General features: G+C 69.0%; 16 protein-coding genes. 11 read left to right on the forward strand and 5 right to left on the reverse strand.

The window, feature by feature from the left end; translation table 11 throughout:
* The first annotated feature begins 36 nt into the window (after positions 1-36).
* Genes OG439_RS16630 through OG439_RS16660 form a run of 7 tightly spaced genes read left to right on the forward strand, consistent with a single transcriptional unit; the run spans position 37 to position 5813 of the window.
* A complete protein-coding gene (locus tag OG439_RS16630) occupies positions 37-819 on the forward strand; it encodes a hypothetical protein (RefSeq protein ID WP_326950265.1) in 783 nt (260 codons plus the stop codon).
* Complete coding sequence (locus OG439_RS16635; RefSeq protein ID WP_326950266.1) at positions 819-3287, forward strand: hypothetical protein; 2469 nt, start codon at positions 819-821, stop codon at positions 3285-3287. Before OG439_RS16630 ends, OG439_RS16635 begins: the two co-directional genes overlap by 1 nt.
* A 27-nt stretch (positions 3288-3314) precedes the next feature.
* Positions 3315-3845 carry a hypothetical protein gene (locus OG439_RS16640; RefSeq protein WP_326950267.1) on the forward strand — a complete coding sequence of 177 codons (531 nt, stop codon included), beginning with the start codon at positions 3315-3317 and terminating at the stop codon, positions 3843-3845.
* Between the two features lie 30 nt (positions 3846-3875).
* The gene (locus OG439_RS16645) at positions 3876-4205 is read left to right on the forward strand and encodes a hypothetical protein (RefSeq protein ID WP_326950268.1); all 330 of its coding nucleotides are present in this window, start codon (positions 3876-3878) and stop codon (positions 4203-4205) included.
* Positions 4206-4223: 18 nt separating this feature from the next.
* A complete protein-coding gene (locus tag OG439_RS16650; protein ID WP_326951561.1) occupies positions 4224-5186 on the forward strand; it encodes a LysM peptidoglycan-binding domain-containing protein in 963 nt (320 codons plus the stop codon).
* Positions 5174-5632: a hypothetical protein gene (locus tag OG439_RS16655; protein ID WP_326950269.1), complete on the forward strand. Its 459-nt coding sequence runs from the start codon at positions 5174-5176 to the stop codon at positions 5630-5632. Before OG439_RS16650 ends, OG439_RS16655 begins: the two co-directional genes overlap by 13 nt.
* Positions 5625-5813: a hypothetical protein gene (locus OG439_RS16660; RefSeq protein ID WP_326950270.1), complete on the forward strand. Its 189-nt coding sequence runs from the start codon at positions 5625-5627 to the stop codon at positions 5811-5813. The genes OG439_RS16655 and OG439_RS16660 overlap by 8 nt, the downstream gene beginning before the upstream one ends.
* Before the next feature lie 62 nt (positions 5814-5875).
* Here OG439_RS16660 and OG439_RS16665 read toward each other — a convergent pair whose 3' ends face one another.
* The 3 genes from OG439_RS16665 to OG439_RS16675 form a co-directional block, all read right to left on the reverse strand.
* Positions 5876-7513, reverse strand: coding sequence for a recombinase family protein (locus OG439_RS16665; protein WP_326950271.1), 1638 nt, complete (start codon positions 7511-7513; stop codon positions 5876-5878).
* Between the two features lie 377 nt (positions 7514-7890).
* Complete coding sequence (locus OG439_RS16670; RefSeq protein WP_326950272.1) at positions 7891-9009, reverse strand: DICT sensory domain-containing protein; 1119 nt, start codon at positions 9007-9009, stop codon at positions 7891-7893.
* Between the two features lie 84 nt (positions 9010-9093).
* On the reverse strand, positions 9094-9543 hold the full coding sequence (locus tag OG439_RS16675) for a MarR family winged helix-turn-helix transcriptional regulator (protein WP_326950273.1): 450 nt from the start codon (positions 9541-9543) through the stop codon (positions 9094-9096).
* Positions 9544-9620: 77 nt separating this feature from the next.
* Here OG439_RS16675 and OG439_RS16680 point away from each other — a divergent pair, with 77 nt between their 5' ends.
* Together OG439_RS16680 and OG439_RS16685 are read left to right on the forward strand one after the other, a co-directional pair.
* On the forward strand, positions 9621-10064 hold the full coding sequence (locus tag OG439_RS16680) for a nitroreductase/quinone reductase family protein (protein ID WP_326950274.1): 444 nt from the start codon (positions 9621-9623) through the stop codon (positions 10062-10064).
* Positions 10061-11266: an FAD-dependent oxidoreductase gene (locus OG439_RS16685; RefSeq protein ID WP_326950275.1), complete on the forward strand. Its 1206-nt coding sequence runs from the start codon at positions 10061-10063 to the stop codon at positions 11264-11266. Before OG439_RS16680 ends, OG439_RS16685 begins: the two co-directional genes overlap by 4 nt.
* Here the strand turns inward: OG439_RS16685 and OG439_RS16690 are convergent.
* Positions 11248-11697 (reverse strand): SRPBCC family protein, encoded by a 450-nt coding sequence (locus OG439_RS16690; protein ID WP_326950276.1) that lies wholly within the window; start codon positions 11695-11697, stop codon positions 11248-11250. The two genes, OG439_RS16685 and OG439_RS16690, sit on opposite strands and share 19 nt — an antisense overlap.
* A gap of 106 nt (positions 11698-11803) precedes the next feature.
* Between OG439_RS16690 and OG439_RS16695 the strand changes: the two genes are divergently transcribed.
* Positions 11804-12229 carry a DUF4383 domain-containing protein gene (locus OG439_RS16695; RefSeq protein WP_326950277.1) on the forward strand — a complete coding sequence of 142 codons (426 nt, stop codon included), beginning with the start codon at positions 11804-11806 and terminating at the stop codon, positions 12227-12229.
* On the opposite strand, the gene OG439_RS16700 is transcribed toward OG439_RS16695, so the two are convergent.
* Positions 12180-13418 (reverse strand): glycosyltransferase 87 family protein, encoded by a 1239-nt coding sequence (locus tag OG439_RS16700; protein ID WP_326950278.1) that lies wholly within the window; start codon positions 13416-13418, stop codon positions 12180-12182. The genes OG439_RS16695 and OG439_RS16700 overlap by 50 nt on opposite strands.
* 126 nt (positions 13419-13544) lie before the next feature.
* On the opposite strand from OG439_RS16700, the gene OG439_RS16705 reads away from it, so the two are divergent.
* Positions 13545-13769: a hypothetical protein gene (locus OG439_RS16705; RefSeq protein ID WP_326950279.1), complete on the forward strand. Its 225-nt coding sequence runs from the start codon at positions 13545-13547 to the stop codon at positions 13767-13769.
* Positions 13770-14038: the final 269 nt, after the last annotated feature.

Raw genomic sequence — 14038 nt, forward strand, 5'->3', positions numbered from 1 at the left:
GGAGAGCTACGGGCTCTCCCAGTCCCCGAGCCGGGTTTGACCACTACCGAGAAGCGCTTTGGTGGCGTACACGAATCGCTCAACGGCTCACGCACGGTGGACGTCACCGGATTCCGCACGGAGTACCGGTTCGCCTTCACCTACCTGGCCGAGCCCGAGTATCAGTGGCTGCGTGCGCTGTACCTGCGCCACATCCGCGGCCCGCACTACCTGATCAACCCGCTACGCCGGAATTTGCTCTCACCCCAGTGCAGCACGGGATACATCCACGGGGTTCAGGACTACGGATGGCAAGCCGTCGGCTCCAGTTATGACTACGTGCTCGACTATCCCGCCGCCGTGACGCTCGCGGGCAACCGCACCTTTCGGGTCACGAACGTCTCATCCGCGCCGGGCTACCTGATCCTGGACGGCAGTAAGAAGTTCGTCCCCGTGCTGACGGACGAGCCGGTCACCTTCTCGGTCTACCTCAAGGCCGACGCTGCCCGGTCGGTCTCCATGTACTTGGAGAAGATCGACAAGTTCGGAACCCCGATCACCGGCGGCCCGATCCAGATCGTCAACGTCACGACGGCGTGGCAGCGATTCACGCTGACCTACGTCCCGACCGCAGGTACTGCCGCGCTGCGACCGGGATTCGCCTTCACCGCAACGCAGACCTACAACACGGCTTTCGCCGCCCCGCAGGTCGAATACGGCGCATCCGCAACACCGTGGGACCTCGGCGGCGGTAGCACGAAGGTCGTGGTCGACCAGATCACCAGCACATCGCCGCAGTATCCGCTGTCCGACGTGACGGTCACTCTCGGGGAGGCGTAGTGCAGACCCACGGCGGAGAGCCAGCCGAGCGCGCCATCACCGACAACGAGCGCCGGATCCGGTGGCGCTTCAACTGCGACTGGAACGGAACAGGCAGCTACGACCACCCGCTCAGCTTCCTTGCCGCCTACGTGATCGAAGCCGAGATCGACCGCGCACTCAAGGGCTCCGCCCCGGAACCCATCATGCTCATCGAAGGATCCTCGGCTGCCGAACTGCGTGTCATACTCGCTGGTCGAGACGAGACAAGCGGCTTAGGCTTCGACGCGATTTTCAGTCCTTACAACGGTTTCTCGCCGCTTTATACCAAGTTGCAGGTCGGCGTTGAGTGCTTCTTCGATCTCGGCATCGATACCGTCTACGGAACGGTGTGGTACCCCCAGTTCGTCGGCAACATCACCACGATCGGCGTCAACCGGGACAGCGGCGAGGTGCATCTCGTCGCGCTGGACCGAGTGGAAAAGCTGCGCCGTCCGGTCGTGCTGGCACCATGGGCGATGTCGGACTACTGGACCAACCTCGGCCGGATTGCCGGACAGCAGGCCGACACCGCCTGCTTCATCGACAACTGCCTTCAGCAGTGCGACACGTCCTCGACGAAGTACCGGCCCGCCACCCGGGCCGAACTGGATGTCCCGGACGGTTCACTGGACGGCGTCGGGGTGTTCGTGCCGGCCAATGGCGGGATCGTCCCTACGGTCGGCTGGATCGACAACGCGCAAGCCATCACCTACCCGGTCGACAGCGTCCCGATGTACCAGGCCAGCGCCCAACCCCACCCCAACTCGCCAGACCAGGGCAACCGCCCGATGGCGCTGTCTGCGATGGGCGGCAGCGGCGATGGCGACTACGTGAAGTACTGGGTGGCCAACAGAGACCTCACGCGCGCGGAAGGCTCGCACTTCCTCGGCTTCGTCCTGTCGATCGCACCCGGCTTCTCCAACGCGGCCTACCACGTGACCGCTCCGGACACCGTGCTGTACGAGTACCGAGCTGGCGGGAACTTCGTGTTCCGAATCCACTTGCAGAGCAACCAGGTCTGGGTGGAGGTCTACAACGAGAACACGAAGACATCCTCGTCCACGGCGAAGGTCACCATCCCATCAGGACGTGACAGCGTCGAGGTCTACGCCACGGTCATGATCTCCCAAAGCGACGGAATCAAGGCGTACATCCGGGCGGGCAGCAACGCCAGCGGATACACGAAGATCGGCCCCAACTTCGATCCGAACACCTACCCGTTCGACGCTCTCCAAGGTCTGTTGCTGGTGCGCCACCGGGTCGCCATGTTCGATATCTGCTACGCCTACCGGAACCTGTTCCAAGGAACCCTTGCCCCGGAAACAAATCTGTGGCGTCAGGCGAAGTATGCCGCCGTGCTCGACCGTGGAGCGAACACACTCTCGTTCAACCCTGGCGTCAACGGCAAGGACGCGTGGGACGTTATCACCGGGCTGGCCGCCGCCGAGTTCGGCAGCGTCTTCTGGGACGAGTCCGGCGTTCTTCGCTTCTGGAACTACAACACGGTCAAGGCGAAGCAAGACCAAGTCGTCCGGACCGTCTCGCTCGACACGTTGTCAGGGTTGGAGATCACGAACTCGTCGGACTCGGTCCGCAACATCTACTCGGTCCAGGCGTCGAAGCGCACCGCCAATGCCGGACGCATCTATGAGGCGCAGGCGGTCGACCAGTTCATCGTCCCCGGCTTCACTCGCAACGACTTCATCCTGTACGTGGACGACGTCCAGTTCGCCGAGCCGCGCCGACTCCCGCGCCACACCACGATCCCACTGGGGACCCCGACGGGAAACAAGTTCTTGCAGTGGTCGAACGACTGGTCGCACCACGGCTATGTCATGCAGTTGCTATACCCCGAGGGCTGGCATGAACCCAATTACGTGAACGTCGAACTGGACGTCTACGCGTTCTTCAACAACGACGGCATGCTTGTCCTGCGTGTCAACAACCCGTGGCAGGAGACGGCGCGCCTCGCGGTCGGCAACGGCGACGGCAGCGTCACCCAGAACGACAATCAGCCCGCCCTGCGGATCGACGGCACCCGGATCATCAAGGGATCCGATCAAGTTTTCCGAACTACCGATAAGGGTTCCGTCTCCAAGCACGGTCCGCGGAACTTCGAAGCCCGGGGCGACTGGTACCAGCAGAACTACAACGACAAAGGGCTCCTGAACGTCCTGCTTCCCCGGACTGCGAAGCCAATCCCTACGACACAACAGATTTCGATGCCTGGCGACCCGCGACTACAGCTCGCGGACACACTCCAGGTCGAGGACCCGGACGGCCTCGGCGTCGGGCTGCGCATGCAGATCTTCGGCATCAACCGCAAGGTCAGCCGAGACGGCGGGCTGGTCGACACACTCAGTGTCGAGCTTCTTCGACCGCCCGGTCTGGGCATCTGGGACTCGCCGCAGTACGGCCGCTGGGACCAAAGCCTGATTTGGAACTGAGGCGAACCATCCATGCCAAATGTCCCCATGACCGACGCCGTCCCGAACGGCGTGGCCCTGGCGGCTGAATACAACAAAGCACTTGCCAACATCCGCGATCTCGACGCCCGGCTACAAGTCCTCGAAGGTGCCACGTCGAGTTCGCTTGGCCGCATCGCCGGATCCCGGCGAACCAGCGGCGTCGGACCGTCGGCATTCACCACGGAAACTCTGCTGCAAGCTGTGACGTTCAATGTCCAAACCGGACGGCGTTACCGCATCACGATGGACTATCAGAACGTCGGCAGTGATACCAGCTATTTCGGGATGTGGGGCCGGTACGCGGCAGGCACAACCGTCACCAACACCGGAACCCAGTTCTACTACCGCGACACCTCGGCTGGATCGCCTGGGAACTGGGAAGGCCCGAAGATCCTTACCGCCGAAGCAATCGGCCTCCCCGTGGGCCAAGTGACCATCGGGTTCTTCACCCGCCGCACGGGCGGCTCTGGAACCACCGATTTCCGCGCCGACGCGGGACAGCCCGCGTTCCTGTGGGTCGACGACGTCGGCACCTGACCGACGACATAACGACCCGAAGGGCTACCTGTGACGCCGGAATGGCTCACCGCGCTGGCCGCGTTCCTGGGGCCCGCCACCGGCATCCTTACCGGAGTCGTGGCCGCCCGCCGGGCTGTGCGCAGCGCGCGTCTCAGCTCAGACCAGCAGGCACTGACCGCGCTACACACCGGCTACCAAGCCCTGCTGACTGATCGCGCCACCTACACCCGCGACGTTCTCGCCGAACTCGCCGCCGTCAAGACCGAGCTTGCCGCGCTCCGACAAGAAAACGCCCGGCTTCTGCTCGAAGTGGGCGCGCTCCGCGCCCAGCTCAACCGGCCCCTACACGGGGAAATTCCGTCACAGCAAGGAGAATGACCCCTGACGGACTACGGTATCGACGTCTCGCACTGGAACCCGGTCACCGACTGGAACGCAGTACGCGGCAACGGCATCTCGTTCTGCTCCTTCAAGCTCACCGAAGGAACCGGCAACACCGACACCACCAGTCCCGGCCGTATCCCCGCCGCCCGCGCTGCCGGGATCGTCCCCGGCGGATACCACTTCGCGCGGCCCGGCGACGTCGGCGGCCAGGCGGCCCGCTTCGCCGCGAGCCTGCGCGCGGCCGGCCTTCTCGGCGCCGGCGCGCTCGCCCCGATGCTCGACATGGAAGCCGCGGAAGTCCGCGACGGCGCGAACGGATTCGTGCGCGACTTCATCGCCCGTCTGCGGGCGGAGTCCGGTATCCGCCGTGTCCTGGTGTACGGGAACTTGGACTGGTACACCAACGTCTTGCGACCTGGGGACTGGGCCGACGCGGACATCCTGCTGTGGATCGCCCGGTACAACGGCATCCCCGGCCGTCCCGGCTGGTCGCACCCGCAGCTGGCCGTCCACCAGCACTCCCAGCAGGGCCGGGTGCCCGGCATCTCCGGCAACGTCGACCGTGACGCCACCGTCGGCAGCTACACCCTGGCGCAGCTCACGCTGGACGGCTCCGCCCCCGCAACTCCGCCGACCCCGGCACCGGCTCCCGAGCCGCCTGCCGCTGGAGGCGGGACATACACCGTCCGCGCCGGAGACACCCTCTCCGGCATCGCCGTCAGGTTCAAGACCAGCGTGGCCGCCCTGGGGTCGCTGAACTCGATCAGCAACCCGAACCTCATCAGAGTCGGTCAGGTGCTCCGCCTGCCCGGGTCGGGAACCGGCAGCGGCGGCGGCCGCTACCAGGTCCGCTACGGCGACACCCTGTCCGCGATCGCCGCGCGCTTCCACACCACCGTGGCGGCGCTCTGCTCCCGGAACGGGATCGCCGATCCGAACAAGATCCAGGCCAATCAGTGGCTTTGGCTGCCGTAGGCACCGCCACGTCCACGAGTGCCGGCAGCGGCGGACTCCTGCTGCTGCTGGCCCTCGTGGGCTACGCCGCCTGGAAGACCGCACGCGCGTTCGTGCGCGCCTACGAACTGCTCGATCACCTCAAACCCCGCCCCACCCGAGAAGAAGGAGAACCACCCCGCATGTCCCGTTACCCGCTTCGATTCGCCGGATCGATCGTCGGTGCCCTCACCGCCGTTGTGTCCGGACTGGTCGGCTCCGGCCTGTTCACGGCAGACCAGGGCAATGCCGTGACCGGTATCATCACCGGCGTGATCACCCTGCTGGCGACCTTCGGAGTGGTCGTCTCCACCGAGAAGAAGGTGACCCCCCTGGTCGACCCGCGCACCCAGGACGGGGACCCGCTGGTGCCCGCGCCGGTCACGCGGCAGGGCAAGCCACTCGACTGGGGGACCCTCGATGCCTGACACCACGACCGGCCTGATTCCGCTGGACCCGCGCTCCGCGCTGACCCCGGATGAACTCGCCGCCGTTCACGCGGCTGCCGACGCCGAGGACGAACCGCCGTTCACTGACAGCCAGCGGGATCACCTGCGTCAGATCTTCGGTCCGGCCGTCCGCCGGATGCAGACCAGCCCCCAGACGTAGGACGACAAGCGGCCCCGGCACTCATTTGAGTGCCGGGGCCGCTGTTTGTCATTGTGGACCCGTCAGGCCACGTCTGCGGCGTCCTCGACGTCGTCTACACCCGGGATCGGTGCTGGCCGACCCATCCACGACATCGTGATCCGATCCGGCCTGAACGGTGCTCTCCCACCTGGCGTGGGTAGCAGCCGGGGCCGGACCACCGCACGGAGGACAGCCCGTTTTTGCGTGATCGGCAGCCCTTCCCAGACCACCGACGCATCTGGGCCGACCAGCTCGGCAACCGCCGGAGACACACCGATCTGCTGAGCGCGTTCCTCGGCTGCCTTGATCTTGGGAAGTAGCTTCGCCTCGATCCGAGACAGCCGCTCCGGTGACAGCTCTCCATCGGCCGCCTTGTCCGTGAACCCGTCCAACCGTGCGCGGAGATCCCGCGCTGTCTGGACCGCCTCCGTCAGTTCCCTGGCCTGCCCCTCGTACTGGAAGAACTCCCGCGCCGCAACCGACGACAACCGCCGCAACACCCGCTCGACCACAACCGAGTCCGTCTTCGCCATGTTCCGCGAGAGGTGCCCGGCTTTGCAGCGGTAGACCATGTGTCCGCCGCGCAAGGTCGAGGTCACTCCAGTTTCACAGATGCTGCACAGCAGGATGCCCGAGAGCAGCCATTTCACCCGGGAACCGTCCTTGACGTTCCGCCGCCCGGGGTCGCCGAGTTTCGCCACGACAGCGTGGTGTTCCTCCTCGGTGATGATCGGGTTCCACGTCCCCTTACCGATCACCTTGCCGCGAAACACCCGCAGCCCGGCGAGTGCCGGGTTCAAGGCGATGTTGCGGACCTTCGACGCGTTCCAGTGCCCCGGCAGCGGGTGGTCCCAGTGCCCTTTGTTCATGTCCTTGGCAACCTGGGACGCTGACTCGGTGCGTAGGCGCACTAGCGCCTCATAGGCTGACTCGATCTGTTCGGGCAGCAGCTCTGCGATGAACTTGGACCAGCCCTCTGCGTCCTGCGAAAGCAGGTGGAGCCTGACGACGTGGTCGGAGCGCCACCGCGTCGCCAAAGCGCATGGAACGCCCCGTCGCTCAAGGTCGTTGGCGAGTGCGGTCTCATTGCCGGTCTCGGTGAGCGTGAGAACGATCTCCCGCGCGTAGTCGCGCGTGGTCTCGTCGATCTCCCGGTCAGCCTCGCCGGTCTCCCGATCGTAGAAGATCCGGTAGCCGTAGGACAGCGGACCGGCCCAAAGCCCTTCCCGCGCGCGTGCCTCGACACCTCGGAGCACGCGCTTACGCAGCTTCTCGGACTCGCGCTCCGCGTCCACCGCGTCCTCGGCGGTGTCCACCCGGTCGTCCGGATCGTTCATGTCGTACAGCCGGTCGTCATAGGCCCAGTAGCCGCCGACGTCCACAAGGATCTTGCGGAGCCGGACGAACACGTCCAGCTCCCGTTGCGCCCGGCTGTTCTCCCAAGTCCACAAGCAGTTGGCTACGCCGGTCGCGAGCAGCCGTAGGGCCTCTTCGTAGTCGCCTCGTGCCTCAGTCGCGTACCGCGACGCCGATAGATCGTTGTCGACCAGGACCGCCACGACCACGGCCCCGACCTGCTCACACCACTTACGGCCCTGCGCGATCTGCGAGGCAACCGAGATCTTGCGGCCCTTGCCGTCTTTCGACGCACGGGCGTAGATCACCACCTGCAACCGCACACGCTCACCCGCAGCTGCCTTCATCAGCTGACGTGTCAGTGCCCTACCCACGAACAAACCCCCAGCAAGTAGCCGGGTTTTGGTCACCATTGGACCTCGGATTGTGCGTGCCCATCCTAGTGGACAAACCGCACGTCAGAGCGCGTTTCGAGGGCTTGCAGCCTGTCACGACCCGTGCCCGGCCCTCTGCCGACCCCCTAGGCTGAAGTTGCCGGGCCTGGACCCGCGAAACCGCAGGTCCAGGCCACTTTTTCGTTCCCGTCAAGATCATGGTTTAGGAACGTAAGTTGCAAGGCGGCAAATGTGGCATTCACGGACCTCGGAGAACTGCGGGGCGGGATGGCCGCAGAGGCGGTCGCCGGTTGGTCTGGGTGGGCTCAGCGGAACCAGCCGCCGCCGCGGGTGGCTGGGCTTCGGGGTGCTATCGGCAGTGATCCCTGGCTCGGGGGCCACAGCGTCGTCGCCGGGATGTGGCGTAGCCGGCTTCGCAGCGTGTTCAACGGGAGCGGGCGGCGGCGGGTCAGCATCGTCGTCGTGCGAGGGTGGAGGTCGACGAACGGGTACGTCGCGTGCAGGGCCGCCAGCCGGCGTTCCAGGCGGAGGCTGCGGTCGGTCAGCTCGTCCGGGCCCACCACCGGCTGCACCACCAGGAACTCGCCCGGGCTCAGGCGCACCGCGCGGTCCAGCGGGCGCAGGCCGTCGCGCAGGAGGTCCGCGATGTTCTGCTCGGTGTGCATCCGGATCCGGTTGCCGTGCCGGCGTTCCACCGCGGTCAGGTCGTCGACCGTCACCAGCACCAAGCCGAGCGGCACCGTGTCCGTCGCGTCGCCGAGCCACGGCGTGATGCCCGCCAGCGTCGCCAGCCCCGTCTCCGCGTCGACCGGTCCCGCGGCCGCCGGCGACAGCGCCTCCAGCCGCGACGCCACGTGCCGCAGCGCGGCCTCCGCCCGGCTCTCGACGTCGACCGCCGCCGGCGCGGCGACCGACGCGAGGACCTCGCCGACCTTGTGCCGCACCGCGGGCGGCAGGCGGTCGCCCAGCGCGTCGCGCAGCCGGACGATCTCGGCGTACGCCTCGTCGCGGCGCAGGCCCCAGCGGCCGCGAAACAGCCGCGCCGACTCGACCGACGTCGCCTGCGGGTCGACGTCGTCGAGGTCCTGCGCCACCACCGACGCGCCGAACGTCGGCGACAGGACCGCGACCGACCACTCGCGCGCCATGGGTTCGTCGGGCCGCAGCAGCACCGGGGTGACGCCGTGGGGCAGGTCCGGGCGGCCCGAGTCGACCATGCCGACGACCGTGACCGCCGCCGTCCGCGCGATCCGCGCGTACACCTCGCGCTCCCGCTCGAAGTACGGCAGCCGTTGGAAGAGCGCGAACACCACGGTGTCCGCGCCGGTGCCTTCGGCCAGCGCCGCGCGTTCGACCGCGTGGGACGCGGTCACCAGCGCGCGTTTGGACAGCACGCCGGCGCGGGCCGAGGACACGTCGGGCATCGGGGATCGCTCTCGCCGGGGGAAGGGAGACAACCACCGTAGAAGAACTCGCCGTGACCGGCTAGCCACACAATGGAGTGAACGTCAGCCGGGCCCGGCGGCGTAGGAACGCAGGATTTCCGTGGTGGCGCCCAGAAAACGCGCGACGCTCTCGGCGTGGTCCGGTTCGAGGCCTTCGGTGAGCGCGGTGATCGCGTCGACGAGCGGCGCCAGCGCGGCCCGGACTTCGGCGCGCGCCGGGTCGGTGACGGTGAGCGTGATCCGGCGCCGGTCGCTCGGGTGCGGGCCGCGGCGGACGTGCCCGGCGGCTTCGAGGCGGTCGACGAGCACGGTGGCCGACGCCGAGCGGATCCGGAGCGCGTGCGCGAGGTCGACGGTGCCCATCGGGCCGCCGCCCGCCAGGTGCTGCAGGGCCTGCACGTCGGTCGGGCCGAGCGCGAGCCGCCGGGCGAGGGCCTGCTGCACGTCGTGCGCGAGCGCCAGGAGTTCCCGCAGGGCGAGGTTCACCCGCAACGCGACGGAGCTGTCTTCCACCCGGCCATCCTAGGGGTCGCTAGACAATCTAGCGAATGTTGCTAGATTGTCTAGCGACCCCGACGAGAGGCACCTCCGTGGACATCCGTGCGATGAACGCCGAAATGGCGGCGAAGCTGAGCGACGCCCCCGCCGAGACCCCGCCCGAAGGCGGGTACGCGCTGCGCGTGGTCGAGACGCGGGGCCGCAGCACCGGCACGCCGCGCCAGGTCCCGCTCGCGGTGGTCGCCCGGTCCGGGCGGCACTACCTCGTCTCCCCCGTCCGCGACCGCGACTGGGTCGCCAACCTCGTCGGGACGCCGGAGTGCGCGCTGCTGTCGGCGGCCGGACGTCAGGAGTGCCACGCCGAGGAGGCGAGCGGCGCGGAGGCGGCCGAGGTCGTCGCGACGTACCTGGCGGCCATGGCGGTGCCGTGGGCGATCAAGGCGTTCCCCGTCGCGCAGGACGCGACCCCCACCCAGATCCGCGAGCACCTGCCGGCCATGGCGGTCTTCCGCTTGTCGGACAAGGACAAGCGGTGAGTGTCGCCGTCGTCGGCGGCGGTCCCGGCGGGCTCGTGCTCGGCTACCTGCTCGCCCGGGCCGGCGTCGAGGTCACCGTCCTCGAGTCGCACGCCGGCTTCGACCGCGACTTCCGCGGCGACTCCCTGCACCCGTACACCCTCGAACTGCTCGACCGGCTCGGCCTGGCCGCCGATCTCCTCGAACTCGACCACTTCAAGGCGCGTTCGTTCCGCTTCCACACCCCGGGCGGGGTGTACAGCTGCGCCGACTACGACCGCCTCCCGACGCCGTTCGGCTACGTCGCGCTGATGCCGCAGGTGCGGTTCCTCGACTTCCTCGCCGAGCGCGCGAGCGCGCTGCCGACGTTCACCCTGCGGACGAGCGCCAAGGTCACCGGGCTCCTGGAGGACGATGCCGGGACCGTGACCGGCGTCCGCTACCGGGGCGGCGAGCTGGCGGCGTCGCTCGTCGTCGGCGCCGACGGCCGGTTCTCCACGGTGCGCCGCCTGGCCGGGCTGCCGGCGAAGTCGCTGGGCGCCACGACGGACCTGCTCTGGTTCCGGCTGCCGCGCTCCCCCGCCGACCCGGGCGACGCCGACCTCGACCTGTACTTCGGGCGCGACGCCTACGTCGGCGTCCTCGGCGGCGTCCACGACTGGCAGGTCGGTTACAGCATCGAGAAGGGCTCCTACCCCGCGCTGCGCGAAGGCGGTGTCGAGCCGATCCGCGCGTTCCTGCGGGAGCGCGTGCCGTGGCTCGCCGACCGGGCGCACCTGCTCACCGACTTCACGCAGACCACGCTGCTGTCGGTGGACATCTCCCGCGTCGAGCGCTGGCACCGGCCGGGCCTGCTGCTGCTCGGCGACGCCGCGCACATCATCTCCCCGGTCGGCGGCAACGGGATCCTGATGGCCATCCAGGACGCCGTCGCGGCGGCGAACCGGCTGGTCCCGGCGTTGCGCCGAGGGGAAACCCCGGACCTGGCCGCGATCCAGGCCGACCGGATCCGGGCGATCGAACGCGTCCAGGCCGACCAGGTGAGCGTCGAACGGCGGTCCGCCGCGGCCCGCGCCCGCGGCAAGAGCGCGGCACCGCCGGGATTCCTGCGGGCGCTGTTCGCGATCCCGGCGCTGCGCACCCGCGGCGCGCGCGGCAACGCCTACGGCCCGTACCCGCCGGAGCTCGACGAGTCCGTCCTGGCTCAGCGGCTTTCGTCGTAGGACGCCCAGCCGCCCTGGCTCTCGGCCGCGTCGACGTCGGCGTCCGCCGTCGCCGCGTGGGTCATCGCCGCGACGGTCTGCTCGAGGCCCTTCTGGACTTCACCGCCGTCGGCTTCGCGGACGCTGTGCAGCGTGACGGTGATCTCGGCCGACGCCGCTCCGGCGTCCGCGACGCGCAGTTCGCCGTGGTAGTCGTCCGGGCCCTCGGCACCCCAGGTCAGCGTGCGCGTGGCCGCGTCCGTGTGCAGCCACGCCTCGCTCTCGACGCGGTGACCGTGCACCTCGGCTTCGACGTGCACGCTCTCGCCACCGGTCGGCTCGGCGACCTTCATCGCCGGGAAGTAGCGCGGCAGGTTCTCCGGGTGGCTGAGGAAGGAGAACAGCTCGTCGGCGGGCAGGTCGGCGGTGGCGGTGTACCGGTACTCGGTCATCGGGGCTCCTCGGGGGCGTTCGCGGTCCCGGGCGGGTTACCCGCGCGCGGTGCGTCCACACCCCGCGGGGCGATTGACACGGCCACCGGCGGGGAACCCGGATCACATGACGCCCATCGAACCCGCGGCCCCGGTGCCGAAACCCGGACCGGCCCCCGTGCAGGGCATCGGCATGCTGATCGGCCTGCTGTTCCTCGTGCTCGGCGCGTGCGAGCTGATCCCGGGGGTCACCACCGACAACCAGCTCTTCGGTGTGTTCGCCGTGTCCGGGGTGTGGACGCTCGTGCACCTGCTGACCGGCGCCGCCGCCGTGTTCTGCACCCGGTCCGCCGGGCTGGCGAGCCGGTTCCTGCTCGTGGGCGGGATCTGTTACGTCGTACTGGGGATCGCCGGCCTGCTCCCGCTGCCCGACGCCGTCACCGACGTCATGCCGATGAACGGCGCCGGCGTCTGCCTCGCTCTGGGGTTCGGCACGGCGATGGTCATCCTCGGAGCGGGCTGGCTCCGGTACGCACCGCCGAGCGAGCGGTGAGGAATTCCGGGCCCGGGAACCGCACCAGCACCGCGGTGAGCAGCAGCGAGAGTCCGAAGAGGACATAGCCGTTCCCGGTCAGCTGCTGGACGAAGGTCCAGTGGCGCTCGACCTGCTCCCCGCGTGGCCACCACCACTGCGGGCCCGCGACGAACAGGACCGCACCCACTCCGGCGAACACCGCGAAGCCACGGCGCCGGGTGCGGCGCGCCAGCTCCGCCCAGCCGAGCAGCACGACCACGGCCCACACCCAGTGGTGCGTCCAGGAGATCGGCGAGACGAGCAGGCCGCCGACGGCGTTGACACCGAGCGCGATCGTGCGCTCCCCCGCGGCCAGCGCGCGTCGCACGCCCCACGCCGTCAGCACGAGCACGACCACCACCAGGGGCAGCCACCACGCCGTCCGCGCATCCGCCGGCACGCCGATCCGGGCCAGCAGGCCCAGCAGCGACTGGTTGCCGGCGTAGGTCGGCTCGCCGACGCGGCCGGTGTCCCAGAGCGCGCCCGTCCAGTACCGGACCGAGTCGGCGCCGGCGAGCAGGAAGCCCAGCGCCGTCGCGGCCAGGAACGTCACGACGGCGGTCACCGCGGCGCGGGTGTCGCGGCGCAGCAGGAAGTACAGCAGGAACACCGCCGGAGTCAGCTTCACCGCGGCGGCGATGCCGATCAGCAGGCCGCGTGGCCACTTCGGGGTGTCGACGAGGACGTCGAGCACGACGAGCGCGAGCAGCAGCAGGTCGATCTGGCCCGCGTACACCGTGCGCAGGACCGGTTCGAGCACCTCGGCGAGCAGCAGAACGGCCGTGATCCGGCGCCAGCCACGCAGCCCCGGCGGCAGCACGCCGAGCGCGCCCAGCACGGTCGAGAGGACCACGGCCAGCAGGCCCAGCGTGAGCAGCGTCAGCAGGAGACAGGCCAGCCAGTACGGCAGGACCGTCAGCGGCGTCAGCACGATCGCCGCGAACGGCGGGTAGGTGAACAGCAGGAACTGCCCGTCCTGGGTCCGGGGCAGCGTGCCGTAGAGGGCGTCGCCGTGCAGCAGCGCCGCCGAGCCCAGCCGGTAGACGTCCAGGTCGACGCGGTACGCGGGGAACCGCAACCGGCCGCCGGTGACCGACACCAGCAGTGGCACCAGCAGGAGCAGCTGCGCCCCCAGCAGCACGTACTTGTTCCCCAGCCATCGCCGCACCCCGCTCCCCCTTCGTCTCTCCCCGCATTCTGGCGGTTCCCCACGACTGCGCCATCCGGGTATCCCCCGGATCGACCCCGGGGAAATCCGGTTGCCGAGCGTGAGCGGACCGGCCAACCTGGGCCGATGGGCATTCCGGGCGGCTTCGCCTACGACGTCGACGAGCGCGGCACCGTGACGATCACCCACCACGGCCGTCCCGCCGGCACGCTCCGCGGCGGCACCGCGGCGCGTTTCCTGGCGGCCGTCGAGAAGGACGACCCGCAGCTGGTGATGGCGAAAGCGACGGGCAACTACAAGCACGGCAACGAGCGGCAGGCCCGCAACCACGCACGCAACCGGGGCCGTTGATCCGGCCGCCGGGCCAGGCCGGACGAACCGCAGTTCCGGGGATGTGCTCCAGTGTTCGTGGCGGTGGACGGCCTCCTCGCCAGCGGATCCTCCGCCGCGGCGACGCCAAGGCCACTGGCCTGGAGGCGCTGCGCCGAGCTGTCCGAAGCGCCGTCGCAACGAGCGGCAGGCCCGCAACCACGCGCGCAACCGGGGCCGTTGACGGGTAACCGGGATTTCCACCCCGTTCGGCGTAACCCCACCAGACGGATGGGCTAACATCGGCCACC

The sequence above is a fragment of the Amycolatopsis sp. NBC_01307 genome (assembly GCF_035975215.1).
Lineage (GTDB): Bacteria > Actinomycetota > Actinomycetes > Mycobacteriales > Pseudonocardiaceae > Amycolatopsis.